We start from the raw sequence: 26335 nt of genomic DNA, 5'->3' as shown, positions 1-26335 counted from the left end.
AATAACCTATATTAGAGGTGTAGATCGATGAAGAAGAAAGTGAAAATTTCCTTTATCGGGCTGGCGCTTCTCTTATTATTAACGGCGTGTGCGCCTAAGTTTGATAAACAAGAGGAAGTAGTGCAGAATTCGGAGACAAAAAAGGAAAAGGCTATTATTCCAAAATACAAGATTTCCGATGAATATTACCGGACGACCCTTCCGTTTGAGCCTGGGCAGGCAAGAGGGATGGTCGTGGCCAATTTAAACACACGCTATGATATTAATGAGTTTGAAACAGGATTAATGAGGGTGGCCCAGAATGAATTTGATCCTGATAAATACTTGTTTAGAGAAGGCCAGTTCCTGGATCGGAAAACAGTCGAACTTTGGCTTAACCGTAAGTTCACCAAGGAGCAGTTAAAGTCGCAGGGTTTAACCGATAAAGAAAATATCGGGCTTAACCCGCTGGACCCCGGCAAGGGCGATATTGATAAAAGAAATCAGGAAAACCCCATTTATCTTGCTCACGTCCTGGAGCATGATTACCTGGTCAAAACGGATAAAAATACAGTTTCGCTGGGAGGAGTGGTAATCGGGCTTGCCATGAACTCTGTTCATTACTACAAGAAAGAGGATTATGGCGCCGATTATGAAACACAGATCCCAAAAAGCGTCCTGCTGTCCGAAGGGAAGAAAATCGCTGCAGAGGTACTTCAAAGGCTAAGGAAAATGGACGGCTTGAGCAATGTGCCAATTACGATTGCCCTGTTTGAGCAGGCTCCTAAAACATCAGCAGTTCCAGGGAACTTTGTCTCCTATGCAAGTGCAGGAGAAGGTGACACGAGCCTTGGAGGCTGGAAGGGAATCAATGAAAAGTATGTTCTCTTCCCTCCCCCAAAAACAGGGGATAAGAATCGCGAGGATGTAAATTCTTTCTTGAACTTTAAGCAGGATGTGGAAAAGTATTTCCCTAACTTCAACGGAGTCATCGGGCGTGCCTTTTATGCGGACGACCAGCTTCAGAGTTTGAATATCACAATTCCTATCCAATTCTATGGGAAAGCAGAAGCTATCGGATTTACCCAGTATGTGACAGGGCTGGTGATGCAGCATTTTGCTGATTACATCTCGGTAGAGGTCGATATAAATTCTGTTAATGGCCCGGAGGCTTTAATTGTAAGGAAACCGCAGGATAAAGAGCCATTTGTCCATATTTATGAATAATAAAGGCTCTTATCTAAAAGATTATTGTTCTTAAAGAGTTATGAGAGGCGATTCCATTATTAAATAGGTTGATTGGAGCGGAAATCAACCGCCTTGTTCCAAAGCAACAAAGTTTACGAAAACAGCCATAATAAAAAATGAAGGCAGTCTCACAGGAGGAATTCCTATCGGGGCTGCCTCTTTTTTGCATTCTATAAAAAGCAGCAAGAATCTAGAAGCAAATTCTAAATAGAATAACATAATTGAAGACTTAGAAAATTTAAGTTAAACTAAGTATTGTGAGTTTTAATTTATTTTAAGAGGAGCGATGGGGTTGGTACAACAATATAAGCATGAGCCGTTTACGGATTTTTCCGTAGAATCAAATAAACAGTCGTATATGGATGCCTTGGAAAAAGTACAGGGCTATCTTGGAAAAGACTACGATTTAGTGATCGGCGGAGAGCGCATCTCGACTGAAGAAAAAATCATCTCAGTAAACCCTGCCGATAAAGAAGAAGTCATCGGGCGCGTCTCAAAGGCAGACCGCGAGCTTGCTGAAAAAGCCATGCAGGCTGCTGATGAAGCATTTAAAACTTGGAAAAAGACAAAAGCTGAAACCAGGGCAGATGTATTATTCCGTGCTGCGGCCATTATCCGCCGCCGCAAAGATGAATTTTCAGCCCTGCTCACGAAAGAAGCTGGTAAGCCATGGAACGAAGCGGATGCCGATACAGCAGAAGCGATTGACTTCCTTGAGTTCTACGGCCGCCAGATGCTTAAATTGAAGGATGGAATTCCTGTTCAGAGCCGTCCAAATGAATTCAACCGTTTTAATTATATTCCGCTTGGAATCGGAATTATCATTTCTCCTTGGAACTTCCCGTTTGCGATTATGGCAGGAACTACTGTGGCAGCGATTGTAACCGGTAACACCGTGCTATTAAAGCCAGCTTCCACTACACCTGTAGTTGCGGCAAAATTCGTGGAAGTGATGGAGGAAGCAGGACTTCCTAAGGGGGTACTTAACTTCGTTCCGGGAAGCGGTGCTGAAGTGGGCGACTACCTGGTTGACCATCCGCGTACCCGCTTTGTCTCCTTCACAGGATCCCGTGATGTAGGCATTCGTATCAATGAGCGTGCATCCAAGGTAAATGAAGGCCAAATCTGGCTGAAGCGTGTCATCGCTGAAATGGGAGGAAAGGATACGATTGTAGTAGATAAAGAGGCAGATCTTGAACTGGCTGCTCAATCTATCGTAAAATCTGCTTTCGGCTTCTCCGGCCAAAAATGTTCGGCATGCTCCCGGGCGGTCATTGTGGAGGATGTATATGATCAGGTTCTCCAGCGCGCTGTCGAGCTGACAAAAGACCTGACAATCGGTAATCCAACCGACCCGAGCAACTTTATGGGCCCTGTCATCGATAACAATGCATTCAAGAAGATCATGGAATACATTGAAATCGGAAAAGAAGAGGGACGTCTGGCTGCTGGTGGAGAAGGGGATAACTCTAAAGGCTTCTTCGTTCAGCCAACGATTATTGCCGATGTGGATCCTCAGGCACGCATTATGCAGGAAGAAATCTTTGGACCGGTCGTTGCCTTCGCGAAGGCAAAGGATTTTGATCATGCGATCGAAATTGCCAATAATACAGAATACGGCCTAACAGGGGCTGTAATCACAAACAACCGTGCAAACCTTGAAAAGGCACGTGAAGAATTCCATGTAGGAAACCTATACTTCAACCGCGGCTGTACTGGAGCCATCGTTGGATACCAGCCATTCGGCGGATTCAACATGTCTGGAACAGACTCAAAAGCTGGAGGCCCGGACTACCTGGCTCTTCATATGCAGGGTAAAACCACTTCAGAAGCATTCTAATACTCAGGATTCATGACCCCCGCTCTTTGTGGGGGTTTTTTAGTTGGGAAATGGGGAACCATCCCCATTTCCTGTGCCATATTTCCCGGACAATATTCGAGGGTTTTAGGTATTGGGAATAACAGGATTTTTAGCGGAGAAAGGGTGTGATGGCTGGTATGTAAATCTCTATGGAGGTTTTAATTAAACGTTTGATTAAGGCATTCGACAAATCTGAAGGCAGGCCATTCTTTCAAATTCTTCTGTTTTTTTTAGAATGTCGCATTATGAAGGAAGGACTTGTTGCTTTAATGCGAAAAAGTCTGATATTATCAATATATTCTGTTTGTACGAACATGGAGGTGGAAGGAATGAGCCGTATATCAGCGGACCAGGTAAAGCATGTCGCTAATTTAGCCAGACTTGCCGTAACAGAGGAAGAGACGGAAACACTCAGAAAAGAACTAGATGCGATTATTTCTTTTGCAGAGCAGCTAAATGAACTGGATACCAAGAACGTGGAGCCGACTTCTCATGTATTGGAAATGAAAAATGTACTGAGGGAAGACAAAGCGGAAAACGGGCTGCCAATTGCAGAAGTCTTAAAGAATGCACCGGACAGCAAGGATGGGCATATCCGCGTTCCATCGATTATCGACTAAGGAGGGGAAGACATGTCATTGCTGGAGCAGAGAGTTTCAGAATTAAAGAGTTTATTGGAGAAAAAGGAAATAAAGGTATCTGATCTCATAGAGGAGTCCTTTAAACGGATATCAGAGACAGACCCGGAAATTAAGGCGTTCCTGACTTTGAATGAAGAAGAAGCCAAAAAGCAGGCGGCACTTCTTGATGAACAGGCTGTTAAAGGAAAAGCAGGCGGCGCATTATGGGGACTGCCGATTGGAATCAAGGACAATATCGTCACCAAGAATCTCCGTACGACAAGCGGCAGCCGGATCTTAGAGAATTTCAATCCCATCTATGATGCAACAGTTATGCAAAAATTACATAAAGCAGGAACCATCACCATTGGTAAATTGAATATGGATGAATTCGGGATGGGTTCCTCCAATGAAAATTCTGCGTTTCAAAAGACCTTGAATCCATGGAACCCGGAGTATGTTCCAGGAGGCTCTTCGGGCGGCTCAGCGGCTGCCGTTGCCTCCGGCGAGGTTCTCTTCTCCCTCGGTTCTGATACAGGCGGTTCCATCCGCCAGCCGGCAGCCTATTGTGGAGTGGTAGGACTTAAGCCGACTTATGGAAGGGTATCCCGTTTTGGATTGATTGCCTTTGCTTCATCCTTGGAGCAGATCGGGCCGATTACCCGCACTGTGGAGGATAATGCCTACCTACTAGAAGCCATCGCAGGACTGGATGCCATGGATTCAACTTCTGCTGATGTGGGGGTTCCGAAATATTCGGAAAGCCTTACGGGTGATATCAAGGGACTTAAAATCGGAGTTCCGAAAGAATACCTGGGCGAGGGTATCAGTGAAGATGTGCGCAATTCAGTACTGAGCGCCCTGAAGGTGTTAGAAGGTTTAGGTGCTGAGTGGGAAGAGGTTTCCCTCCCGCACTCAAAATATGCCCTGTCGGCCTACTATTTGTTATCCTCCTCAGAGGCATCAGCCAACCTGGCGCGGTTTGACGGTGTCCGCTATGGATATCGCACTGATAACGCTAAAACACTTCTGGAGATGTACAAAAATACGAGATCAGAAGGATTCGGCGAGGAAGTCAAGCGCCGGATTATGCTTGGTACGTTTGCGTTAAGCTCTGGCTATTATGACGCATATTATAAAAAGGCCCAGCAGGTACGCACGCTGATCAAACAGGACTTTGAGAAAGTATTTGAAAAATATGATGTAATTGTCGGTCCTACTGCTCCGACACCTGCTTTCAGAATTGGCGAAAAGACGAAGGATCCGCTGACCATGTATGCAAATGACATTCTGACAATCCCGGTCAACCTTGCAGGAGTGCCTGGAATCTCTGTTCCTTGTGGTTTTTCAAACGGCCTGCCGATAGGTTTGCAGATCATCGGCCGCCATTTTGATGAAAGCACCGTTTACCGTGCCGCTCATGCATTTGAGCAGGCAACGGATTTTCATAAACAAAAGCCTGTTATGGAAGGGGGAAAATAAAATGAGCTTTGAAACTGTCATCGGCCTTGAAGTGCACGTTGAATTAAAAACAGAATCCAAAATTTTTTCTTCAAGCCCCAACCATTTTGGAGCTGAGCCGAACACGAACACAAGTGTCATTGACCTGGGTTATCCGGGGGTTCTTCCTGTTGTGAATAAAAAGGCTGTTGAATATGCCATGAAAGCAGCACTTGCCTTGAACTGCGAAGTAGCAGAGGTTACTAAATTTGACCGGAAAAATTATTTCTATCCGGACAATCCAAAGGCCTATCAAATCTCTCAGTTTGATAAGCCCATCGGAGAGAATGGCTGGATCGAAATTGAAGTGAACGGAAATAAGAAGAAAATTGGAATTACCAGGATCCATATGGAAGAAGACGCAGGAAAGCTTACTCATACAGGCGACGGCTATTCCCTGGTCGATTATAACCGCCAGGGAACGCCGCTGGTCGAAATTGTTTCAGAACCAGACATCACCTCACCGGAGGAGGCTTATGCATATTTAGAAAAGCTGAAATCCATCATCCAGTATACAGGTGTTTCCGACTGTAAAATGGAGGAAGGATCTCTGCGCTGTGACGCCAATATTTCCCTCCGCCCTGCCGGCCAGAAGGAATTCGGCACAAAGACAGAGCTGAAGAACCTGAACTCCTTTAACTTTGTGAAAAAAGGACTTGAGTACGAAGAAAAACGTCAGGCTGAAGTTCTCAGCTCCGGGGGAACGATCGAGCAGGAAACCCGCCGCTTTGATGAAGCAACGGGCAAGACCATTTTGATGCGTGTGAAGGAAGGATCGGATGATTACCGCTATTTCCCTGAACCTGATCTTGTGGACATTGTCATTGATGCGGAGTGGAAAGCCCGTATCCAGGCTGAGATCCCTGAGCTTCCGGATGAAAGAAAGAAACGGTATACCGAGGAATTCGGGCTTCCTTCCTATGATGCGGCTGTCCTGACCGTTTCAAAGGAGACGGCCGACTTTTTTGAAGGCACGGTAAAAGCGGGGGCTGAGCCAAAGCCTGCCTCCAACTGGATCATGGGGGAAGTGTCTGCCTATCTGAATGCAGAGGGAAAAGAGCTTCATGAAACGTCTCTTACACCGGAAAGCCTGGCTGGGTTAATCAAGCTGATTGACAATGGTACCATTTCCAGCAAGATTGCCAAGCAGGTATTTAAGGAACTGATTGAAAAAGGCGGCAATGCGGAACAGATTGTTAAAGACAAGGGCCTTGTGCAGATTTCTGATGAAGGAACCCTGAGAACTTACATCAATGAGGCACTGGACAATAATCCTCAGTCGATTGATGACTTCAAAAGCGGCAAACAGAAGGCTGTCGGCTTCCTTATCGGGCAGATTATGAAAGCAACAAAGGGACAGGCAAATCCGCCGCTTGTCAATAAATTATTGATTGAAGAACTGCAGAAACGTTAAAAAATGGGAGACCGGGAAACTGGTCTCCTTTTTTTCATGGAGAGAAAAGGAGAAATCTGCCTTCTGTCGAATTAACATTGTAGAAAACCCGACAAGGAGGATTTTCAATGAAAAAGCTGAATTCCGAGCTATTCGGAAGAGTCAAAGCCTTTATAAAAAAAAATGCCCGCCCTGTAGATGTACGTTTATATGAATATTATTTTGAGGGTGGAGACCCAGCCCTGGTGGAAGAGGCGCTGCTTCACTATCAAAATCAGGATGGAGGATTCGGTCATTCTCTGGAACCAGACTTCCGACTTGAGCATTCCTCTCCCATGGCGTCAACAATTGCCTTTCAATATGCCAGGGAAATGCATCTTACTTCCGAAAGCCCTCTGATCCAAAAAGGAATTCAATATTTTCTTCATACATATGACCAAAAAAGGGGAGGATGGCACGGCGTCCCGGAGGAAGTGAACGATGTACCGCATGCACCCTGGTGGAATTTTGATGCTGAGAAGGGTCATACAGGGGCTGCCTCCTCCTGGGCAAACCCCAGTGCGGAAATTACAGGTTATCTTCTGGAATATTCGGAACTGGTTCCGAAGTTGTTCCTCGATACCGTAAAAGTGCGTGCCTTGGAGGAGCTTGATAAGCTTGAGATGAAAATGGAAATGCATGATTTTTTATGCTATCAAAGGCTGTTTGAAAGGCTGGAAGTCAAAGACAAGCAGGAGGTGCTTTACAGGCTGAGGGAGTCTGCCAGGGAAATCACGCCCCGCTCCAGGGCAGGATGGGAGAACTATGGACTCACTCCGCTGCAGATCGCTACTTCTCCTGAATCACCATTCGCTGACTTATTTAAGGAAGTGCTTCCCGATAATCTGGATTATGAACTGGACAGGCTGACTCCGGAAGGAGCCTGGAATCCAGGCTGGTCCTGGTTTGGCCAATATGAGGAGGAATGGAAAGCAGCCGAAAAAGACTGGAAGGGATATCTGACCGTCAAAATGCTGAAGGTACTGAGTGATTTTAATAGGCTTGAGCAGTAAGAGAGCAATTTTTGCTAATTACTGCTTTTGAAGATGTCTGTGAATGAAAGTGCATCTTACAAACAGGTTGATGAAGGGGATCTATTATAGTAACGCTATACCCAGCCGAACAGATGCGTATTAGTCAGCTGACGCGCTTGTCATAAAACTGCTGCCTGTCCCGTATAGTAAAGTATAAAGTAATACGGGACAAGGGTGGGGCCATATGCTTCAAAAACTTTACATAACAATTGGTGCCAGCCTATTGATAGGCATTGGCATCAATGGCTTTATCATACCGGCACATTTAATCAATGGAGGCTTCTGGGGAATCAGTCTGATCATCCATTATCTATTTGGGTTGAAGATTTCCCTTGTGTTTTTTTGTTTGAATATACCGGTCTATGTTTTTGCAGGAATCTATGATAAAACATACTTTATAAACGGCGTGTGGGGCGTCACTATTTCAAGCGTTATCGTATCCCTGCTGAGTCCGATCGAGTCACTCGTTCATCTTCCTGCTCTGGGCTCTGTACTTTTGGGAGGAGTGGCCATTGGAACCGGGGTTGGGCTTATGCTCCGGCAGCATATCAGCCCCGGCGGCATTGATTTACTAGCACTTCTTTTGGCCAGGATTTTTTCCGTCAATGTGGGAATAGCCCTTTTCATCCTTGATTTAGCCATCATTCTGGCAGGGATAATTTTGCTGAGGGACGAGCGGCTGTTTTACTCGATCATCATCATTTCTCTGGTAGGGATGTTAGCCTGGGTGATTACCTCGGTTAAAAGCTTGAAGCTATACTTAATCAAATAAACGGATAGCGGCCCATTAAAAGGGCCGTTTTTTATTTCCATATTTTGTCCAATGCCAGTTTGTACGGGATATGGTAAAGTTTTTCTTGGAAAAATTTGAATACAACAAGGTGGAGATGAACACGTGAAAAAAGGTTTAACCCTGATCGTCCTTGTCATCCTTACAATGATAGCTGGAATGGGCTGCACAAATCGTGAAGTGGGAACGAAAGAGGATATTCAGCAAAAAGTGACTCAACTTGAGAAGCCTGATTCTAAAAAAGAGGCAAAGCCGGCAAAACCAGCATCTACTGAAAATAAGCAGCCCATTACGAAACAGGCAGCTTCTATAACAAGTGTTAATGGTGACTTCGACTACAGTAAATATACACTTATTTCAGTTGATGGCGGTGATATGTCAGGAGATAGAAAGCCGAATGTCAGAGTTGATGTCGGGTTTGGCGACAGGGAATATTGGGCTTTTACCAATGAATACGGACAACTGATCCGTGTTGAGGCAAAAAATATAATACTGCAAAATCCGAATACTGATCATGTTTTGTCATCAGGCAGATATTACTCAGATGAAGCAAATGTTCCTGGTACAGAGAGTCCAGCCTTGGATAAAGGGCATGTGATTGCGGACTCACTGGGGGGAGTATCAAACGCATATAACATTACACCTCAGGACAGCACTCTCAATCGGCACGGCGACCAAGCTTATATGGAAAAAGTGATTCGAGATGCAGGAGGCTGTACAGATTTCGCAGCAGTCATTCAATATCCAAATACTCAGACGCAAATCCCTAATCATTATACATTCACCTACAAAATTCAGGGCCGATCCATTACAGATGAATTTGACAATGTAAACCCAGATAAAGTGAACAAAAATTTAGGGGTAACGACAGGTACGAGCAGCACGTCACCGAAAACAAACCATGTACGAGCAAACGGAACAGTAAGCAGTGATGAAGATGTTAGTAAGGTAGATACCAATCATAATGGACAGGTTACGATTGCCGAAGCCAAAGCTGCCGGCTTTAAAATGCCCATTACCCGTGATTCATGGCTCTATAAATATATGGACGACCGAGATGGTGATGGCTTAGTAGGTGAATAAATGGGGTTATGCAGCGATTCTTTTCTTCTTATTTGAATTAACGGGAAGGTTAGTTGAAGAGGATTTTTAACTTTTGCACAGCACTTGAAGCAATAATTATGAATGAATTTAGCAACAATATCCGTAAACCGTTTTATTAGTAAATGAGGTACTTAAATTTTCACAAAGAGCACCTTATCGAATTTAAAATAAGGTGCTTTATAAGAGTAAATGTGACTTTGTGGACATTTGTACTTAAACTATAGGGTGAGTTAGTTAAAGAAGGAGGCTGCTATGGCAGCATTTTTGTTCTTCAGCTGACGGGCAGCTATTAGTGAAAGAGGAACTGGAACAATTGAAAAAGGAAGGAACAATTCAATTCCTTCCTTTTATTAAGTATTATTTTACTCCAATTACACGTATTCTTTTATAATCTGCAATCCAATTCCGTCTTTATATAAAGTTCCTTTTAAACTATTTTCAACTTTTGTAACTATTTCATTTTTTGTTTGTTCAGGGATACCATTGAACAAATGATTACCGAACATTTCAATCCAGTTTTTTAATCCATTATGTCCATTCAACTGAGTTGGTCTATCATAGTGTTGGGCAAAAGCCACTCTAAAGCCTACGTCTTCCATTAAAGTTGAATACTCAGCAATACTTGGATAATACCAAGGGAATTGTTCTTTACGCCCAACTCATATAATGTATTGGCTAAATCTCCTGTTCCACAACCAAGGTCAAGAACCTTCTCTCCTTGCTTTGGAACTAATAATTCAACCAAGGTATTCCCGTATTTTGAAACAAAAGAATGTTTATTATCATATAGATTTGCATTCCAATTGTCCTTTGTACTTTTGATTGTGTCCACGATTAATTTCTCCTTTTGGTTTAAAACCGTTATGGAATAAAATGTATATTTCCTTGTAATAGATTATAATTTAAAAGCGCTAAATAATTTCTATTAACAAGAATAGCGAAAATTAAAGTTTGTGAAGAATTTCTCTTTAAGTAATGGGTGCGGTAGTTAAAGAAGGAGGGCTGCTAAGGCAGCCCTTTTTGTCGTTTCCCTTCCGAAGCGGTTTTAGTGCAAAAAGCAGGGAAAAGCTAGAGGCATCTTGAATATTGGATTCATTAAGTGATTCCGGAGGAATATATATGTTATCTGATATAGAATTGATGAAACATCATATGAATGTGTTATTTAAACACGATGCAGAAAACCGAATGTCGGTTGTGAATGAACCACCCTACGAACCAGCACCACGATTTTTCTTAGGTGTTACCAAATTGGGAAGCGAAGTCAGCTTTTCATATTCCTTAGCTCTGAGAATTGTAGAGAAGTTAGAAGAAGTTATAGGGACAATTCCTAGTGCTAATCTTGGAGAAGTAATAGAGGTATTAAGCATGGACCGACCGGTAACTAAGTTATGGATTGGACCGGCATATGTATTTCCTTACGTCAGAAAAAGGGCCTGCACAACAGCAATTAAAGTAACTGATAAAAACAAAGAAATTTTAAAGCCTTATTTCCCACATACATTTGAGAATTTTGAATATAAGCAACCTTGTTTTGTAATAGTTGAAGATAATATACCTGTTTCTATTTGTTGTAGTGCTAGGCAGACATCAAAAGCAGACGAAGCAAGTGTATCAACACATGAACATTACCGGGGAAGAGCATATGGAGTAAATGTAGCAAGTGCCTGGGCTGCAGAGGTACAAAAACAAGGACGAATTGCTTTATATAGTACTTCTTGGGACAACTTCGCATCTCAGTCTTTGGCGAGGAAACTACAATTGGTTCAGTATGGAACAGATATTCATATGAGCTGAATTAAACAAGGATTGACAGTTGGCCAGTTATTTCTCTTGAACACTAACTGGCATTAGTTGTATTGTACACTGTTATTTATAGATTGACTGATTATTCGTAACTTAAAAAGTAGATGAATCAATTTAGATCCCTTCGAGAAGAAGGTGCCGGCTGCTTCGGCCGCCCGCATATATTTTCTTAGATCTTGAATTAACAAGAAATATATACAATAACTGATTTGATATCAGACCAGTTTTTCTTTTGGATAATCGCAATACTCAATGATTGTGCCTTCAGTGTCTGCTGGATTAAGATAAACCAGCCGTCTTCCGTGCTTGTTGATTCTTAATGTTCCTTCTAAAGTGCGAATTCCTATGTTTTTAAGTTCTTCTAGTGCTTGATCCAGATCATCGACTCGGTAAGCAATATGATGAACTCCTTTCCCTTTTTGTTTAATAAAACGAGCTATTGGCGAGGTTGTGTTGTTGGTTGGAGAGAGCAATTCGATTCGGTCCCCATTAACCTCCATAATAGCAACCTCACTTTCAACTCCTGCTGATTCACTTATATATCGGTCTATCAATAATCCATTTAGCACTTTTTTATAAAAAGAAATACTGTTCTCTATGTCACGGACAGCTATCCCGATATGATCGATTTTTTTAATCATGGCTAAATCTCCTCAAAAATTATTTTTATTTTATTTTAGCATTAAAAATTTTCTATTTGACACAATTGCATAAATTTAGGCGTTAGTTAGCAGAATTTTTTTATAAATATGCCATAAGCACAGAAGCGGCCAAAGCTTTTTCCCACCAACGGTTGCGTTAGTTAGGGAATTCATAGCTGGTGTGGCAGCCTTATTTTGTAATTTGTAATCATTACGGGATAGGGGAGTTGCGGAAGATATAAGTCTGCTACGTTATTTGAACCAAGTGATAACTCTTTGATAATAGATGTTGATCGTTGCAAATTTAATGAAGGCGAGGCGGATGAAAGAACAACCAACTACAGCTCCATCGATGTTGATGAAACACTACCAGTAATTCGTATTGAATTTGATTGGTACATCTCATACTCCGTCAGAAATGAAAGTTTTACGTTGTTGGATGAATATGAGGAGTTCAAGGGAGGGATTTTTTGTAATTTTCAAAATCCAGATATTTAGATTTTGTCAAATTAAGTACTATTGCTTCCGATTTTCACCCTGGACCATACAAGCATTATGGGATTAATGCTTTAAATCATATTATAGATGTGGCATCGACCGAACCCCCAACCATTTCACTCATTGAACGATCTGTCCAAAACAAGGAGAAATAGAACAAACAAGCTTGTTTAACTAAAGGGGCAGTTTAGTTCAAGAAGGTATGTTAATTATATTGTAAAAATGTTACATTTTAGTGGTGTTTGGTGTTATTTCTATAAATGGGGTTGGATTTTTTATTGAAATTAGGGTGGGATAGTTAGAGATTATAGATACAAAGGAAGCGGTGGTTAGTTTGAAAGTTGATGGGGATTTAGTAATTGTTTTTGGTGTTTTGTGTTACTTATTTTTGAGGGTAATTATACTTGTGCTAAAAATGAAAAACCAAAAGACGTTAGTTTGGTTTAAAGAATTGTTAGGATTTTTGTTGGTTTTATACTTATTAATGGTTATCTCAGTTACATTGTTCCCATTATACATAAACGTTCCTCACGAAGAGTTTTCATACAGAATGGTAAACTACATACCTCTTATCTCGATACTTAAAGATATTAGCCAAGTAGGAATCGCATATAGCGGTGACACCTTATTTATGATTGAGTTGATTGTACGAAATGTAGGTGGCAATATCTTAATGCTAATGCCTTTAGGATTTCTTCTACCTTTATTATCGGGAAAATTCAAAAGGCTTAAACATACAATCATAATCGGACTCTTTGTCACTCTTGGGATTGAAAGTTTACAATTTGTAGAATGTCTCTTAGAGGTAGTAATGGCAAGGACAATAGACATTGACGATGTTATTTGTAATGTGTTTGGGACTATTATAGGTTTTCTTATTTATAAACTTTTAATTTTATTTTTGGGTAAGACAAATAACGCATCTAAACTATCAAGGTATATTGGTATTTGATAGAAGAGCAGGAAGAATTACCGCTTTATTAGAAGTGCAATTCGGATAATAATAAATTCCTGAATAGACTTTAGTTTTGGGGATGAGATATTAAGATGGGACCAATTTTAATTTTTCAGCTTTTTCAATAGTATTGGGTATGTTTTGTATGTGGATGGAACAATTCGTTAAAAAGGGGGATCCAAGGGAGTTCGGTTCAGTATACCAACAGATTTATTTGATTTTTTCCTAACCCTAATTTATTAACTATTTCCATCTAGCAGAATTAAAATGTTGGAGGGATTCTAATGTCAATATGTGATCAGAGAACGATAAATTGTAAGGTTTATATAGTACAAGATTAGCACGCATCGGCGGTTTCCCTGTGCGTGCGAGAGAAGGGTTTGATTGTATCCATGCACGCGTCCAAGATTTATGTGTCCTACCAATCCATGCTTCAGTTTGCAAACAGCTTAATGTTTACGACTTATGCCATTTATTATATTAAGGAGCTGGGGTTCAACCCGTTTCAGCTTCTTTTGATCGGTATGTTTTTAGAGGTTACCTGCCTTGTGTTTGAAACGGTGACAGGTGTATTCGCTGACACAAAGGGGAGGCGTTTGTCCATCATTGCCGGTCTCTTGATCATTGGCACCGCGTATGTACTTGAAGGAAGCGTGCCTGCCTTGCGCGGCATCATTCCGTTTATCGGGGCAGTCATTGCAGCAGAGATGATCCGCGGTGTGGGGGAAACATTTGTCAGCGGGGCCTCACAGGCGTGGCTCACAGATGAGATCGGGGAGAAAAACATAGGAGAAGTATTTTTAAAGGCGGGCCAGTATGCCCAGGCTGCCAATATACTTGGCGTTCTCTGCAGTGTGGTTCTGTCTTCGCTCGGTCTGAATCTTCCCTATTTGATGGGTGGCATCCTTTATCTTCTTACAGCCTTGTTTTTGGTATTCTTTATGAAGGAGACTCATTTTATTCCTGAGGTCCAGAACGAAAAAGGATGGCTGGTCTCGGCACTCCACACCTTTAAAGACGGTCTTGGCATCATCAAGGCGAGTGCCGTGCTTGGTATGCTTGCGTTTGTTTGCCTGTTCACCGGCGCTGCCTCTGAAGGATGGGACCGTTTGTGGGAGGCCCAGTTTTTAATCACTTTAAAGATGCCGGAGATCCTTCACTTTAATGCGTCCATGTGGTTTGGCTGCATCAATCTGCTTTCTGCGTTATTCTGCTTTGTTGCTGCAGCCTTGGCACGAAGGTATATCCGGACTGAAAATGAACATGCCGTAATCCGGATTTTCCTTGTCTTGAGTGGAATCCGGATTATTGGGATTATCGGCTTTGCGCTGTCTCCGGATTTTACAACCGCGCTTGGACTGCTGATCCTCATCTCGATGACAGGTACCATCTCGGCTCCTCTCTTTCACACTTGGGTCAATCAATTGATCCCTTCGGAAAGGCGTGCGACTGTATTATCCATGATCAGCCAGCTGGATGCCCTGGGACAGACGGCGGGAGGGCCGGCTGTCGGACTGATAGGCAGCAGGTTTTCACTCCGCACCTCCCTTGTCTGGGTAGGAATTCTGCAGATTCCGGTTATCCTGGTTTATTTAAGCGGAAGAAAAAAAGCATAGATTTTATAAACCCGGGTGAATGGAGGCCCGGGTTTTTATGTTCACAAAACTTCCTAAAGTTTCTAAAGCAAAATAGTTAGAATTAAGGGTATATACTAAAAGATAACTTAAATAGCACGAATGAGGTGTGAGGAATGGACGAGAATGAGTTGCTGCCATTGGCGGTCTTGAATAGTCTGGATTCTATGCGTACAAAAAAAGAGCTTCACTCTTATATAGCTGCTGAACTAGAGCACATATTGCCTGCCATTTCATCTTTAACCACAGATACAAAGGTTCTTCTCTGTATCGTTCCTGTGGAAAAAGGGATGAACAGACAGACCCAGTATAAGCTTGAACAGTCCCTTGAAAGTCTGCTGGAGGAGGCGCTCCCTGATGGCTGGAGTGCGGATGCCTACTCCATGAAAAAGAATGGGCGCAGCTTCAGCCGTCTTTTGTCCGAAACCGAGGCGCTGATTCATCGTATTGCTTACTATTATCCTTATGAAACCATTCTCCAGCTCCAGGGGTTGGGTGATGGGGCATGTTTTCGTGCCGTATCCTTAGAGAGCATCAAGCAGTTTGGAAGCAGGCATGGATTTTTGATTGCAGATGGGGACAAGCCCCTTATTTCCATGTCAAAATCTGCGGTTTCAAACTCGTCCTGGAGACTGCAAATCCGTGGTTTCCTGATGGAATATGATTTTCAGGGAGCGCTCGAGCTGGTGAAAAATCAGCCCGGGGCACCGGAATCATTTGCACTGCTGCTGAAAATGATGGAAAGCAGGCTGAATTTTTGTTTTAGAGAATCGCTTGATTTACTGGAAGAATGTGAAAAGCTGGACGGAAAAAAAGAAATTTTTACGGAGACCAAAAAAATCCTGCAAACGCTGTTGTCTGCAGACGGGATGGAAAAGGATATGGCTCTCATCGAAGAGCTATACAGACAGATGGAGGTATGCATTGAATTGGATGATCTCCCGGCATTTCTCACAAGGTTTTACAGGGCCCGTGAGGCAATCCTCTTATTTCTCTTGGAGCATGGCGCAAAAGAAGAGGAGGCAGCATCCATCAAAAAATCATCGATTTACCAGCTGATCGAAGAATTGGAGAAGAAGTATGAAAGCGGGGAGGTCGAGGATTATATAGGAACCTATTTTTATCTAAAAAGCCTAAATGTCGCCCACACCCTTCAGGTAAGGAATCAAAGCTTTATCGGGCACGGACGCGAGGAAATTAAGGGAGCAGAACTCTGGCATTCCTATTATGGAACAAAGCGTACCACGGTCGCCAAGGTGAAAAGAAGGTTTCTATTAGAATCCAATATGATGCTGAGAGACTTAGGTGCAAAAATGGATGATAATTTTTCAGAGCTGATTGACTATATGCTGGAGCTTAAATTAGATGTACAGAAAGGACAGGAAGCAGATGAAGAATCACGTGTTCTGCCGTTATCATAAGGGAAAAACCAATGTGAAGGTGCGGGGTCTTAACGACAAAGACAGCAGCATCATTCATGTTTTATATAACGTTTCCGAAAAAAAACCGAAAGTCGGGAATATTGCTGGTTTTAAGGACTGCAAGCTTCATAGTCTGCCAGAAAGCCTTGAAGAAATTGAACAGAGATTGAAGCAGATCCTCCAGGAAGACATAGAGAGCGGCGACAGCACCTACTTTATCTGGAATGACAGACCTGATCCTGCTGAGCTTGTCTTCATGCAGATTCTTCTCGGATGGCGCGGAGGAGAAGTATATCTCATAAACGGGGAAGAGCTGGTTCCTGCTTTTTCAGCTGAAGAAGACAAGATTCAGGATGTATACTCAAGGCTGCATGATTTAATCTGTTCCCGAAATTATCACTCAGCAGGAAAAATGGTCTACCATTCCGTGCAGAATCCAGATTTAACTAAGTTATTATTATTTGGGGAACGGCTGAAAAATCTGGATGTGCATGTCAGGGACGGCCAGGAGGATTATTTTGATCTGCTGATTGATACGCTTAAGGAAATGGAAGAGGATGAAGAGGTCATACAATATGCCTTGAGCATGAAAGGCTTGAGAAATAAGGACCAGAAAGCCTTTATTTCCTATCTTCATAATTCCGCTGAACGGCTTTATGAGGAGAATAAACTGATTGATTTTGTTGTCTTGCTTTATCGTCTGGCAGAGGAGCTTCTCTTATTTGCCCTTGGCTGGGATATAGACTGGGATGCAAAAGGCAGTGAAAGCTTTATGAACAGGAAGAATGCTTATTTCAAGCTCGAGCTTCCCGGAAAGGAACGAGTCACAAGGCATTTCCACAGCTATTTAAATACACTTGAAAAACATGTGAAAAAGTTCAAGAATAAAAAGGACCTGACAGAAGCTGATAAGTATTTTCAAGAGGTCTATAAGCTTTTCAGCAGTGATGATATCATCGAGATACTCAAGCTCCGGCATGCCGGGGTAAGCGGACATGGATTTTGTGACTTTTCGAAGGAACAATTTAATAGCATCTGCCAAACGGATCCACTTGAAAAAATGAATCCAATAGTGGATTTCCTGAATATCCGCACAGAAACGGGATTATTTGAGCTTTTAGAAAAAAGCTGCCTGTATCTGGCCAGAAAGGGATTGGAAGCCCGTGTGGCCAGTGAGGCGGTTTAGTATATGAACAGGAGACACCCCGCCTGATCGGCGGGGTTTTTGATAGGAGAATGTATGAAGCTTAATCATTTAGTCCAGGATGGAGGATTCCATTTCAACCTCGGATAAAATAATGTGGGTAACAGTCTGGGCTAAGCCGCCTATTTCATCGATGATGCGCTCTATGTCCTTCAGCTGTTTGACCGACAGCTTCACGATATAGTCGGCGGGACCAGCAATTCTGCTGCACCAGACGGCATTGGGGTGCCTCCGGATGAATTTTCGGAATTCCTCACATTTGCCGCTGCGGGTGGTGATCTGAAGGATGGCCTGAACACTGTAGCCGAGTGCCGGATGATTGATACTGGCGGAATATCCTTCAATGACCCCTTCCTCCTCAAGCCTCCTGACCCTCTCGGACACAGATGGCGCGGAGAGGTTGACCTGCTTGGACAGCTCCCGGATGGAAAGTCTTGAATTGGCAGTTAGACAGCGCAGAATGTGCTTGTCAATTTCATCAATTTTCAAATGTAATCCCCCTCCTCTCATTTTTATATTATATGAAAGGTGTTTAAAGGAGAATAACGTTTTTTTCATAAGGCGAATGGTGAAAGTATTTAATAAAATAAAAGTATCTTAAGAGGGAGGGATTCAGATGTTGAAATTAGGTAAAAACACGGCTTTGGTGGTCATTGATGTACAAAAAGGATTTGACAGTAAGAAGTGGGGAACGAGAAATAATCCTCAGGCAGAAGAACAGATTTCAAGGCTGTTAAGCGAATGGCGCAGAAGAGAGTACCCGGTCATCCATACCCAGCATTTGTCCGTTAATCCGGAATCGCCTTTATATCCAGGGCAGGATGGTGCGGAGATTAAGGATATTGCAGCACCCCGCGCCGGCGAGGCAGTTTTTCAAAAAAATGTGAACAGCGCTTTTATCGGAACAGGACTTGAGGAGTATTTACGGGAAAATGACATTGACACCCTGATTATCACCGGCTTAATTACACCGCACTGCGTATCCACTACAGCCAGAATGAGCGGCAACCTTGGCTTTAGCACCTTCGTGGTATCCGATGCTGCGGCCTCCTTCGACATCACGTCCCATGACGGCACACACTACACTGCAGACCAAATCCACCAGACCTCACTTGCTGCACTCCATGAAGAATTTGCAACAATCTTGACCACGGATGAAATCATTGGGGAATAATTGGGAAATGGGGGCTGTCCCCATTTCCCGTTTATTTTATAACCGGTTCAAGCGAAATGTCTACATTCCCAGCCACAGCGCGTGAGATCATGCAGGAGGTTTCGGCTTTTTTTGCAAGCCTCATCGCAAGTTCCCGATCTTTTTTAGAGGCGTCTGATTTCAGGACAATTACAGGGCGGTGGATGATTTCCTTGTAGGTGATTACACCGCCTGTAACATCTACAATGCCCTCGGATTCCATGGTAAGGCTCTCTTTTTCCAATTTGCTGCGCTCCATCATGGCTGCGAGCGTAATAATATAGCAGGTTGCAGCTGCGCCGAGCAGCATTTCATCAGGATTAGTCCCGATTCCGGGCCCGTCCATTTCGGGAGGGATCGAGATCTTCGTCTTCAAATTTCCTGCCTCAATTTCTCCTACATCGTTGCGGAGACCCGGCCAGTCAGCCTTTAGATGAAAACTGTGTAATGCCATAGCATTTCCTCCAAACAGTTAAGATAGATTCATCATAGCACTAAAAAGCCGGGCAGCGAAGCAGCCCGGCTTGGTATGGGAAATAATCGGGAAATAGGGACATACCAGAATGTGCCCAATCACCATTCTTCTCGTTCGCGCAGGGAGTTGATGTGGGCGCAGTGGTGGCGGGAGTGCCAGGAGTAGAGGGCCAGGGTTGTGTACAGATTAATGGTGGTCTGCATTTCGGGATGAATGAATTTCCGTTTAAAGTCAGCTGGTTTCATGGAACGAAGCAGGGCTTCCCAGCGCGTGTGCAGTCCTTCGATGATCTGGATAGAGGCTGAGATTTCGGCGGAGGAATCGCTGAGCAGGGCCCAGTCTCCTTCTTTATATGGCTTGATTGTAGGAAAATCCTCTGTAAGTGCCAGCTTAAAACGAATATAAGCATTCATGTGGCTGTCTGCTATATGGTGCACGACCTGGCGGATGGTCCAGCCGCCTTCACGATACGGGGTATCCAGCTGTTCGTCAGACAGGCCGTGAACGGCCTCTTTGATATTGGCTGGGGCAGCAGCAATATCATTAATCCAAATATCGATACTATCCTCTGAAAATACATGCGGTACAACAAACCGCCCTATCGGGTATTTACGGTCTTCCAATTCTATCACTCCTAAGCTTCAAATCTTCGTATCTTGTTATGGGCAGCCAGGCAGGCCAAACATTTCTTACTATATTCAAGAGAATGTCAGCCTATGCCCGCCCTTTATGTAAATTTCTTTCGTATATACAGAATCACCCTTATAATCATCCAGCCGCTGACAGCCCCTGCCGTGTTCAGAATGATATCATCTACATCAAAGGCACCGACTCTAAAATAAATCTGCAGCGTTTCAATGGTCAGTGATAGCCCAAATGCCAATAGTCCAGTTCTCCAAAAAGTCTTTCCCCTTTTCCATATCAATGGGAGAAGCAGGCCGAACGGGAAAAAGGCCAGAATGTTGCCAACTAAATTATTGGTAAACGTCTGTATCTCAAGGTGTGCGTTCATTTGCCTCATATCACGGAAGATCGAGACAAAAGGAACAAGATTATAATCGAATTCCCCTTGAACTCTCTGCCGGTAAGCTGAAAAAAACAACAGGTACATCAGTATGATTATATACAGCCAAAATATAGAAATTACAAAAAGTTTGTAAAGAAATTGCATAGTTTTCATAATATCCGTCTCTTCTCTTAGCAGTTTTTCCATTTCAAAAGAGCCAGCCCGCCCTAGTTCAGGAATACCCGGCATCAGGTCCCAACAAACTCCGGGCAGCAATTCTCCCGAACATCTGTCTTTCATCCCCTTATTATCTGACATGCCGCCAGAATTTTAAAGAAAAAAACCAGTCAGGCTAAAAGGAAATCTTTAAAATACAGAGAATGTCTATAAAAAGAAAAGGGGGAGGAACGAATGGAAATCATAAATAAAGAAGGCTTTCTCGCAGTGGGAAAAAAGGTGGCCTGCGGCTGGCAGGAGCTTGGGACACAAATGCCTGAAGCATGGCGGCAGGTGTTGGAAAAAAAGGACGAAATAAAAAACCGCGTTTCGCCGTACATACTGGATATCTGCCTTCATGTCAGGGACGGGGAATTTACGCAGCTTGTAGGGGTGGAAGTGTCTTCCCTTTCTGATATTCCCGAGGGGTTTGAAGGTGCTGCCATACCAAAACAAAAATATCTTTATTCCCATTACAGCGGCCCTGTTACGGATATTGCCGGCCATTTCGGAAAAATGATGAGCTGGGCAGAAGAGAACTGCCTCATGGTGGACCCGGAGGACTTTAAAATTCAATATACCCCGGAAAAGAATGATGAAGAAGGATACAGTCTGTATGTGAAATTGGCCTAAATGCCTGAATATGATCGCGTAAGAAAGGGAGCTGCCTTATTAAATGGATGGGCAGCTCCTTTTTTACGCATGTTTTCGCCCTGTTCCGCTGAAACTAAACCAAATATTTCTTTGTAAGGGTGATGTGTGTGCAGTGCCAATCTCAACCAGAATTAGAACAGCTGGTGGCCGAGGCCAGGGGCTATGCAAGGCTTGGGAAGGCGGCGGATTATATTCCAGCCCTCCAAAAGGTGGATCCAGAGCTTTTATCGGTTTCTCTCTTCTATCCGGACGGCTGCCATTTTACAGCCGGGGACGGTAACCAGAAGCTGACTCTTCAAAGCATTTCCAAGGTCATTACCTTGGCGCTCGCCATTATGGACCGCGGGGCAGAGTATGTATTTGAGCGTGTAGGACAGGAGCCTACCGGAGACCCATTCAATTCCATAGCCAAGCTTGAGACCATCAATCCATCTAAGCCGCTAAATCCTATGATCAATGCAGGGGCTCTTGCCATTACCTCCATGATCAAGGGAAACAGCATAAAGGAACGTCTTGACCGGATCCTGGATTTTATCCATGACCTGACCGGGAATTCCGCGGTCAGTTACAATGCTGAGGTTGCATCATCCGAGTTTGAAACCTCCCATTTAAATCGGGCGCTTTGTTATTTCATGAAACAGAGCAAAGTCATTAATGAAGATGTGGAGGAATTGATGGAGCTGTATTCCAAGCAGTGCTCCATAGAGATGGACTGCCTGGCTCTTGCGGAAATGGGCTGTGTTTTTGCCATGGACGGTTTCAATACGGAGACAGAGAAGCAGGTGATGCCTCGGGATGTAGCCCGAATCTGCAAAACCTTTATGATTACCTGCGGAATGTACAATGCCTCAGGGGAGTTTGCCATAAATGTAGGAATTCCGGCAAAGAGCGGTGTGTCAGGCGGGATCATGGCCGCAGTCCCGGGGAAATGCGGGATTGGTGTTTTCGGAGCCGCCCTGGATGAAAAGGGCAACAGTCTGGCTGGTTTAAAATTGCTGGAGATGATGTCGAGGAAGTATTCGTTAAGTATGTTTTAACCAGCTGATTAGAAACTCAGGAAAAAGAGGACCTTTGCAGCGTCCTCTTTTTGCTGCGGGCTTGCTCAAAAACTATTAACAGGAACAAGCAGCTCCGGTGTATTATTCCTGGGAGAATTGACCTTTGGAGAAACCTCATATTTATCCATCTCTTCAGCAGAATAGGGAACAAGCAGCGATTTTAATAAGGTGATGTCGGATAAGGAGGGATCAAGCCAATCATCATATGCCTCCTCGGGAAGGATGACCGGCATTCTGTCGTGTACATCACTTGCTGTTTCATTGGCACGGGTCGTGATGATGGTACAGGACTGCAGAAGATCTTCACCCCTGCCCCATGTATCCCACAGTCCGGCAAAGGCAAAGGGCTTTTCATCCTTCATGATAAACCGGTACGGCTGTTTGCCTTCTTCTGTTTTCTTCCATTCATAAAATCCGTCAGCCAGAATCAGACAGCGGTTTCTTCTGAAAGGGCCCTTGAAGCTTGCCTTAGTTTCTATTCCTTCAGACCGCGCATTGATCATTTTATAGCCGATTTTAGGGTCCTTTGCCCAAAAAGGGACGAGACCCCACCTCATCAGGCTTCCAAACCGGGACGATCCATCTCCTGTAATCGTCAGAATATCCTGGCTGGGTGCTATATTATAATGCGGAACGAGTTCGCCGCTGAATTCAAAGCCGAATGTGTTTTGAAGCTGAAGAACCCCGAGTGTCAGGGTAAATCTTCCGCACATAAGAATCACCTCTCTTCATAATACCCTTTCATTGGGCAGTGAATCCAGAAGGGAAAGCCCGTTTTACAGAAGTTTGAAAAAAACAGTTGACAGATCAAATGAAATCATTTATCTTTAATTCAAGATATTTAAATTAAAAGTATTTAAACAAGCCGTTTAATTTTTTTGGGTCTTATATCTCTAATTCAAGACTTTTAATTTAAATATAAATCTATTAAACTTTAGGAGGAATATACAATGGTAGATACAGGATTGCTCATTATACGTCTAGTCATAGGTCTTGTCATGATGGCTCACGGAGCACAAAAGCTTTTTGGATGGTTTGGCGGCTACGGATTAAAGGGTACAGGGCAGTGGATGGATTCCATCGGCCTGAAGCCGGGATACGGAATGGCGCTTCTTGCCGGACTGGCAGAATTTTTGGGAGGATTCTTCTTCGCATCAGGCATTTTCGTCTGGGCAGGTGCGATTCTTATTATTGCTACTATGTTAGGTGCCATTGTGAAGGTGCATGGCGCAAATGGTTTCTGGGTGACAGCCAATGGATATGAATATAATTTTATCCTGATTGCCGTGGTTCTTGGTGTTGCCTTGACGGGGCCGGGAGCATACACACTTTTATAATCTATACAGGCTTAGCTGTGGAAAGGAGGCTGTCCCTGCCTCCTTTTCTAAAGCCAGCTTTTACATAAACCAATAAATAAAAAGGGAGGCATCTTAATGGAGCTAAAAGGAATCCATCATGTTTCTGCACTGACAGCCAAGGCAGCAAATAATTATCAATTTTATACAAAGGTCATGGGCATGCGCCTGATTAAAAAGACCGTCAACCAGGATGACACATCTGTTTACCACTTGTTTTACGGTGATGAAAAAGGGAATCCCGGGACTGAGCTGACATTCTTTGAAATCCCGATGGCCGCCAGGACGCATAAGGGGGGCAACAGCATTTCGGCTACTTCGCTCCGTGTAAAGGATAACAGCGCTCTAGAGTACTGGAAGGACCGTTTTGCCGAATTTAAAGTCGATCAGGATGACATTGTGGAAAGAGGCGGCCGTCTTACCCTGGCATTCAGGGATCCCGAGGGGCAGCGCCTGATTCTGGTTTCTGATGAACATAATACGGGTGTTGAAGCAGGAAAGCCATGGGAGAAAGGCGCAGTCCCTGCTGAAAAGGCCATCTTGGGTCTTGGCCCTGTCCAGCTTACAGTGGAATCAGCTGAAGCGGTGATCGGCATTCTGACGAATCTCCTGGGATTCCGCAAAAAAGGCTCTTATCCTGCAGCAGAACCGGGGCAGCCGGAAATTCTGGTCTATGAAACAGGAAATGGCGGATCAGGCGCAGAAGTTCATATAGAGGAACGGCAGGATCTGCCTCGTGAAAGGCTTGGGCGGGGCGGTGTTCATCATGTGGCCTTCAGAGTGGATAATGAAGAGGAAATGAAACAATGGGTTAAGAAAATAAAAGAAGCCAGAATTCCAAATTCAGGCTTTGTGGACCGGTATTATTTCCGATCTTTATATTTCAGAGAGCCTAATGGAATACTATTTGAGCTGGCTACAGACGGACCTGGTTTCGATACGGATGAGGAATTGGAGCATTTAGGCGAATCACTTGCGCTTCCTCCTTTCCTTGAAGGAAAGAGAGCAGAAATTGAAGCGAAGCTGAAGCCTCTTGATACGGCCAATTTGTGAGGGAGTGAGAATAAATGAGTAAAAGAACAGCTGGCATTCACCATATTACAGCCATCGTCGGAAATCCGCAGGAGAACGTGGATTTTTATGCCGGGGTGCTCGGGCTGCGGCTGGTAAAAAAGACGGTAAACTTTGATGATCCAGGCACCTATCATTTGTATTTTGGTAACGAAGCGGGAAGTCCGGGAACCATTATGACGTTTTTCCCTTGGCCGAATGCGTATCAGGGCAAAATCGGATCAGGACAGGTTGGGGTTACTTCCTTTGCGGTTCCTGTTGGGACCCTTTCATTTTGGGAAGAGCGCCTTGCCAAATTTAATGTATCCTTCGAGAAGCTGACACGCTTTGGAGAGGAAACCCTTCAGTTTGATGATCCGCACGGCCTTCATCTTGAGCTGGTTGAGCGGAAAGAGGGAACAGCCAGCAGCTGGTCCTTTGGCGGAATACCGGCGGATAAGGCCATAAAAGGCTTTGGCGGCGCGGTGCTGCTGACATTAAAACCTGAGAGCACCATGAAGTTATTAACCGAAGGTATGGGGCTTGTCGAAATAGGCTCAGAGGGTGATTTTACCCGTTTTAAAGCATCGGATGATCTCGGCAATGTGATTGATGTAAAGCTGACTCCGGTGCCTTCAGGGAGCATGGGGGCCGGAATCGTCCACCATATCGCCTGGAGGGCGGCAGATTATGAGGACCATGAAGTCTGGCGGGAGCATATTGCAAATCTTGGCTATGGGGTCACTCCTGTAAAGGACAGGCAGTATTTCAATGCGGTCTATTTCCGGGAGCGGGGCGGAATTCTTTTTGAAATCGCAACAGATCCCCCGGGGTTCACAAGGGATGAAACGGCTGAAGAAATGGGCAGGAGCCTGCTTCTGCCTCCGTGGCTGGAAGAAAAGCGTGCATTGATCGAAGCGAATCTGCTTGGAGCAGAAGTAAGAATCCTTGAGGAGGACCAATCATGAGGCACATTTTTAACGAAGGGACAAGCAAGGATGCTCCTGTTCTCCTTCTCTTGCATGGGACTGGCGGAACAGAGAATGATCTATTGGGATTGGCTGAATTAATCAGCCCTGAATCTGCGGTACTGAGTGTCAGGGGAAATGTGTCCGAGAACGGGATGCCCCGTTTTTTCCGAAGGCTGGCTGAGGGGGTCTTTGATGAGGAGGATCTCATCTTCCGCACAAAGGAGCTAAATGATTTTCTGGAGGAGGCCGCTGGTAAATACGGTTTTGACCGGAATAATATGGTGGCGGTGGGCTATTCGAATGGAGCCAATATAGCGGGCAGCCTGCTGTTCCATTATGAACATGCCTTAAAGGGAGCAGTCCTTCATCATCCAATGGTGCCAAGAAGAGGGATCAGTCTACCGGACCTAAGCGGAATTCCGGTCTTTATCGGAGCGGGGAAAAACGATCCAATCTGCCCGGCATCTGAAACCGAGGAACTGGGCAGGCTTTTGGTTGAAGCCGGTGCCTCTGTAGCGGTCCACTGGGAAAACTACGGACACCAGCTCACACGCACCGAAGTTGATGCTGCGGGGGATTGGTTTAAGAAGAACTTTGGGAAATAATCTTGGAAATGGGGACTGTCCCCATT

Annotated in this window: 26 protein-coding genes and 1 pseudogene; 20 read left to right on the top strand and 7 right to left on the bottom strand. The window is 44.1% G+C overall.

The features are described 5' to 3' along the window. Positions 1-27 precede the first annotated feature (27 nt). The 8 genes from H539_RS0121790 (at position 28) to H539_RS0121755 (ending at position 9547) form a co-directional block, all read left to right on the top strand. On the top strand, positions 28-1206 hold the full coding sequence (locus tag H539_RS0121790) for a CamS family sex pheromone protein (RefSeq protein ID WP_026695283.1): 1179 nt from the start codon (positions 28-30) through the stop codon (positions 1204-1206). A 313-nt stretch (positions 1207-1519) separates the two neighbouring features. Continuing rightward, positions 1520-3067 carry an L-glutamate gamma-semialdehyde dehydrogenase gene (gene pruA / locus H539_RS0121785; RefSeq protein ID WP_026695282.1) on the top strand — a complete coding sequence of 516 codons (1548 nt, stop codon included), beginning with the start codon at positions 1520-1522 and terminating at the stop codon, positions 3065-3067. Between the two features lie 350 nt (positions 3068-3417). Continuing rightward, positions 3418-3708, top strand: a complete 291-nt coding sequence (gatC, locus tag H539_RS0121780; RefSeq protein ID WP_026695281.1) for an Asp-tRNA(Asn)/Glu-tRNA(Gln) amidotransferase subunit GatC — start codon at positions 3418-3420, stop codon at positions 3706-3708. 12 nt (positions 3709-3720) lie between these two features. Next, complete coding sequence (gene gatA / locus H539_RS0121775; protein WP_026695280.1) at positions 3721-5190, top strand: Asp-tRNA(Asn)/Glu-tRNA(Gln) amidotransferase subunit GatA; 1470 nt, start codon at positions 3721-3723, stop codon at positions 5188-5190. 1 nt (position 5191) lies between these two features. Then, positions 5192-6622: an Asp-tRNA(Asn)/Glu-tRNA(Gln) amidotransferase subunit GatB gene (gene gatB / locus H539_RS0121770; RefSeq protein ID WP_026695279.1), complete on the top strand. Its 1431-nt coding sequence runs from the start codon at positions 5192-5194 to the stop codon at positions 6620-6622. 107 nt (positions 6623-6729) lie between these two features. Continuing rightward, positions 6730-7653 (top strand): hypothetical protein, encoded by a 924-nt coding sequence (locus H539_RS0121765; protein ID WP_026695278.1) that lies wholly within the window; start codon positions 6730-6732, stop codon positions 7651-7653. A gap of 205 nt (positions 7654-7858) precedes the next feature. Beyond that, a complete protein-coding gene (locus H539_RS0121760) occupies positions 7859-8446 on the top strand; it encodes a YitT family protein (protein ID WP_026695277.1) in 588 nt (195 codons plus the stop codon). Between the two features lie 123 nt (positions 8447-8569). Next, the gene (locus H539_RS0121755) at positions 8570-9547 is read left to right on the top strand and encodes a DNA/RNA non-specific endonuclease (protein WP_026695276.1); all 978 of its coding nucleotides are present in this window, start codon (positions 8570-8572) and stop codon (positions 9545-9547) included. Between the two features lie 378 nt (positions 9548-9925). On the opposite strand, the pseudogene H539_RS31035 reads toward H539_RS0121755, so the two are convergent. Then, a pseudogene (locus H539_RS31035) lies at positions 9926-10400 on the bottom strand (class I SAM-dependent methyltransferase). Positions 10401-10687: 287 nt separating this feature from the next. On the opposite strand from H539_RS31035, the gene H539_RS0121735 reads away from it, so the two are divergent. After that, entirely contained in the window at positions 10688-11365 is a 678-nt protein-coding gene (locus H539_RS0121735) for a GNAT family N-acetyltransferase (protein ID WP_026695273.1), read from the top strand. A gap of 224 nt (positions 11366-11589) precedes the next feature. Here H539_RS0121735 and H539_RS0121730 read toward each other — a convergent pair whose 3' ends face one another. Continuing rightward, a complete protein-coding gene (locus H539_RS0121730; RefSeq protein WP_026695272.1) occupies positions 11590-12015 on the bottom strand; it encodes a VOC family protein in 426 nt (141 codons plus the stop codon). An 832-nt stretch (positions 12016-12847) separates the two neighbouring features. Here H539_RS0121730 and H539_RS0121720 point away from each other — a divergent pair. The 4 genes from H539_RS0121720 (at position 12848) to H539_RS0121705 (ending at position 17709) form a co-directional block, all read left to right on the top strand. Then, the gene (locus H539_RS0121720) at positions 12848-13465 is read left to right on the top strand and encodes a VanZ family protein (protein ID WP_035323665.1); all 618 of its coding nucleotides are present in this window, start codon (positions 12848-12850) and stop codon (positions 13463-13465) included. 368 nt (positions 13466-13833) lie between these two features. After that, positions 13834-15084, top strand: a complete 1251-nt coding sequence (locus H539_RS0121715; RefSeq protein ID WP_162144771.1) for an MFS transporter — start codon at positions 13834-13836, stop codon at positions 15082-15084. Positions 15085-15218: 134 nt separating this feature from the next. Continuing rightward, a complete protein-coding gene (locus H539_RS0121710; protein ID WP_026695269.1) occupies positions 15219-16523 on the top strand; it encodes a hypothetical protein in 1305 nt (434 codons plus the stop codon). Continuing rightward, the gene (locus tag H539_RS0121705) at positions 16468-17709 is read left to right on the top strand and encodes a hypothetical protein (RefSeq protein ID WP_026695268.1); all 1242 of its coding nucleotides are present in this window, start codon (positions 16468-16470) and stop codon (positions 17707-17709) included. Before H539_RS0121710 ends, H539_RS0121705 begins: the two co-directional genes overlap by 56 nt. 69 nt (positions 17710-17778) lie before the next feature. Here the strand turns inward: H539_RS0121705 and H539_RS0121700 are convergent, their stop codons facing one another. After that, positions 17779-18216, bottom strand: a complete 438-nt coding sequence (locus H539_RS0121700) for an Lrp/AsnC family transcriptional regulator (RefSeq protein ID WP_026695267.1) — start codon at positions 18214-18216, stop codon at positions 17779-17781. A 127-nt stretch (positions 18217-18343) separates the two neighbouring features. On the opposite strand from H539_RS0121700, the gene H539_RS0121695 reads away from it, so the two are divergent. Continuing rightward, complete coding sequence (locus tag H539_RS0121695) at positions 18344-18901, top strand: cysteine hydrolase family protein (protein WP_026695266.1); 558 nt, start codon at positions 18344-18346, stop codon at positions 18899-18901. A 31-nt stretch (positions 18902-18932) separates the two neighbouring features. Here the strand turns inward: H539_RS0121695 and H539_RS0121690 are convergent, their stop codons facing one another. From H539_RS0121690 to H539_RS0121680, 3 genes are all read right to left on the bottom strand, one after another. Next, positions 18933-19373: an OsmC family protein gene (locus H539_RS0121690; protein ID WP_026695265.1), complete on the bottom strand. Its 441-nt coding sequence runs from the start codon at positions 19371-19373 to the stop codon at positions 18933-18935. A 119-nt stretch (positions 19374-19492) separates the two neighbouring features. After that, positions 19493-20023, bottom strand: coding sequence for a YfiT family bacillithiol transferase (locus H539_RS0121685; RefSeq protein WP_035323731.1), 531 nt, complete (start codon positions 20021-20023; stop codon positions 19493-19495). Positions 20024-20121: 98 nt separating this feature from the next. After that, positions 20122-20574, bottom strand: coding sequence for a VanZ family protein (locus tag H539_RS0121680; protein ID WP_051348734.1), 453 nt, complete (start codon positions 20572-20574; stop codon positions 20122-20124). Positions 20575-20811: 237 nt separating this feature from the next. On the opposite strand from H539_RS0121680, the gene H539_RS0121675 reads away from it, so the two are divergent. Both H539_RS0121675 and glsA read left to right on the top strand, forming a co-directional pair. Beyond that, the gene (locus H539_RS0121675; RefSeq protein ID WP_026695262.1) at positions 20812-21249 is read left to right on the top strand and encodes a GyrI-like domain-containing protein; all 438 of its coding nucleotides are present in this window, start codon (positions 20812-20814) and stop codon (positions 21247-21249) included. 128 nt (positions 21250-21377) lie between these two features. Then, on the top strand, positions 21378-22307 hold the full coding sequence (gene glsA, locus H539_RS0121670) for a glutaminase A (protein WP_026695261.1): 930 nt from the start codon (positions 21378-21380) through the stop codon (positions 22305-22307). Between the two features lie 65 nt (positions 22308-22372). Here glsA and H539_RS0121665 read toward each other — a convergent pair whose 3' ends face one another. Beyond that, entirely contained in the window at positions 22373-23041 is a 669-nt protein-coding gene (locus tag H539_RS0121665) for an SOS response-associated peptidase (RefSeq protein WP_026695260.1), read from the bottom strand. Between the two features lie 237 nt (positions 23042-23278). Here H539_RS0121665 and H539_RS0121660 point away from each other — a divergent pair, with 237 nt between their 5' ends. From H539_RS0121660 to H539_RS0121645, 4 genes are all read left to right on the top strand, one after another. Continuing rightward, entirely contained in the window at positions 23279-23665 is a 387-nt protein-coding gene (locus tag H539_RS0121660) for a DoxX family protein (protein WP_026695259.1), read from the top strand. Positions 23666-23761: 96 nt separating this feature from the next. Further along, positions 23762-24736: a ring-cleaving dioxygenase gene (locus tag H539_RS0121655; protein ID WP_026695258.1), complete on the top strand. Its 975-nt coding sequence runs from the start codon at positions 23762-23764 to the stop codon at positions 24734-24736. Between the two features lie 14 nt (positions 24737-24750). Continuing rightward, positions 24751-25701 (top strand): ring-cleaving dioxygenase, encoded by a 951-nt coding sequence (locus H539_RS0121650; protein WP_026695257.1) that lies wholly within the window; start codon positions 24751-24753, stop codon positions 25699-25701. Then, positions 25698-26309, top strand: coding sequence for an alpha/beta hydrolase (locus H539_RS0121645; RefSeq protein ID WP_026695256.1), 612 nt, complete (start codon positions 25698-25700; stop codon positions 26307-26309). Before H539_RS0121650 ends, H539_RS0121645 begins: the two co-directional genes overlap by 4 nt. Positions 26310-26335 lie beyond the last annotated feature (26 nt).

The sequence above is a fragment of the Peribacillus kribbensis DSM 17871 genome, from assembly GCF_000430765.1.
Taxonomy (GTDB): Bacteria; Bacillota; Bacilli; order Bacillales; family DSM-1321; genus Paraperibacillus; species Paraperibacillus kribbensis.
Note: the sequence above shows the minus strand (reverse complement) of the source record. Positions and strands in the feature narration are given on the sequence as shown.

What these genes read in the sequence shown, in the direction of transcription:
- H539_RS0121760 (WP_026695277.1), top strand. Translation starts at nt 7,859, where the DNA reads ATGCTTCAAAAACTTTACATAACAATTGGTGCCAGCCTATTGATAGGC.
- gatC (WP_026695281.1), top strand. Translation starts at nt 3,418, where the DNA reads ATGAGCCGTATATCAGCGGACCAGGTAAAGCATGTCGCTAATTTAGCC.
- H539_RS0121645 (WP_026695256.1), top strand. Translation starts at nt 25,698, where the DNA reads ATGAGGCACATTTTTAACGAAGGGACAAGCAAGGATGCTCCTGTTCTC.
- H539_RS0121690 (WP_026695265.1), bottom strand. Translation starts at nt 19,373, where the DNA reads ATGGCATTACACAGTTTTCATCTAAAGGCTGACTGGCCGGGTCTCCGC.
- H539_RS0121680 (WP_051348734.1), bottom strand. Translation starts at nt 20,574, where the DNA reads ATGAAAACTATGCAATTTCTTTACAAACTTTTTGTAATTTCTATATTT.
- H539_RS0121650 (WP_026695257.1), top strand. Translation starts at nt 24,751, where the DNA reads ATGAGTAAAAGAACAGCTGGCATTCACCATATTACAGCCATCGTCGGA.
- H539_RS0121675 (WP_026695262.1), top strand. Translation starts at nt 20,812, where the DNA reads ATGGAAATCATAAATAAAGAAGGCTTTCTCGCAGTGGGAAAAAAGGTG.
- H539_RS0121665 (WP_026695260.1), bottom strand. Translation starts at nt 23,041, where the DNA reads ATGTGCGGAAGATTTACCCTGACACTCGGGGTTCTTCAGCTTCAAAAC.
- gatA (WP_026695280.1), top strand. Translation starts at nt 3,721, where the DNA reads ATGTCATTGCTGGAGCAGAGAGTTTCAGAATTAAAGAGTTTATTGGAG.
- H539_RS0121710 (WP_026695269.1), top strand. Translation starts at nt 15,219, where the DNA reads ATGGACGAGAATGAGTTGCTGCCATTGGCGGTCTTGAATAGTCTGGAT.
- gatB (WP_026695279.1), top strand. Translation starts at nt 5,192, where the DNA reads ATGAGCTTTGAAACTGTCATCGGCCTTGAAGTGCACGTTGAATTAAAA.
- H539_RS0121660 (WP_026695259.1), top strand. Translation starts at nt 23,279, where the DNA reads ATGGTAGATACAGGATTGCTCATTATACGTCTAGTCATAGGTCTTGTC.
- H539_RS0121705 (WP_026695268.1), top strand. Translation starts at nt 16,468, where the DNA reads ATGTACAGAAAGGACAGGAAGCAGATGAAGAATCACGTGTTCTGCCGT.
- H539_RS0121655 (WP_026695258.1), top strand. Translation starts at nt 23,762, where the DNA reads ATGGAGCTAAAAGGAATCCATCATGTTTCTGCACTGACAGCCAAGGCA.
- H539_RS0121695 (WP_026695266.1), top strand. Translation starts at nt 18,344, where the DNA reads ATGTTGAAATTAGGTAAAAACACGGCTTTGGTGGTCATTGATGTACAA.
- H539_RS0121790 (WP_026695283.1), top strand. Translation starts at nt 28, where the DNA reads ATGAAGAAGAAAGTGAAAATTTCCTTTATCGGGCTGGCGCTTCTCTTA.
- H539_RS0121730 (WP_026695272.1), bottom strand. Translation starts at nt 12,015, where the DNA reads ATGATTAAAAAAATCGATCATATCGGGATAGCTGTCCGTGACATAGAG.
- H539_RS0121735 (WP_026695273.1), top strand. Translation starts at nt 10,688, where the DNA reads ATGTTATCTGATATAGAATTGATGAAACATCATATGAATGTGTTATTT.
- H539_RS0121765 (WP_026695278.1), top strand. Translation starts at nt 6,730, where the DNA reads ATGAAAAAGCTGAATTCCGAGCTATTCGGAAGAGTCAAAGCCTTTATA.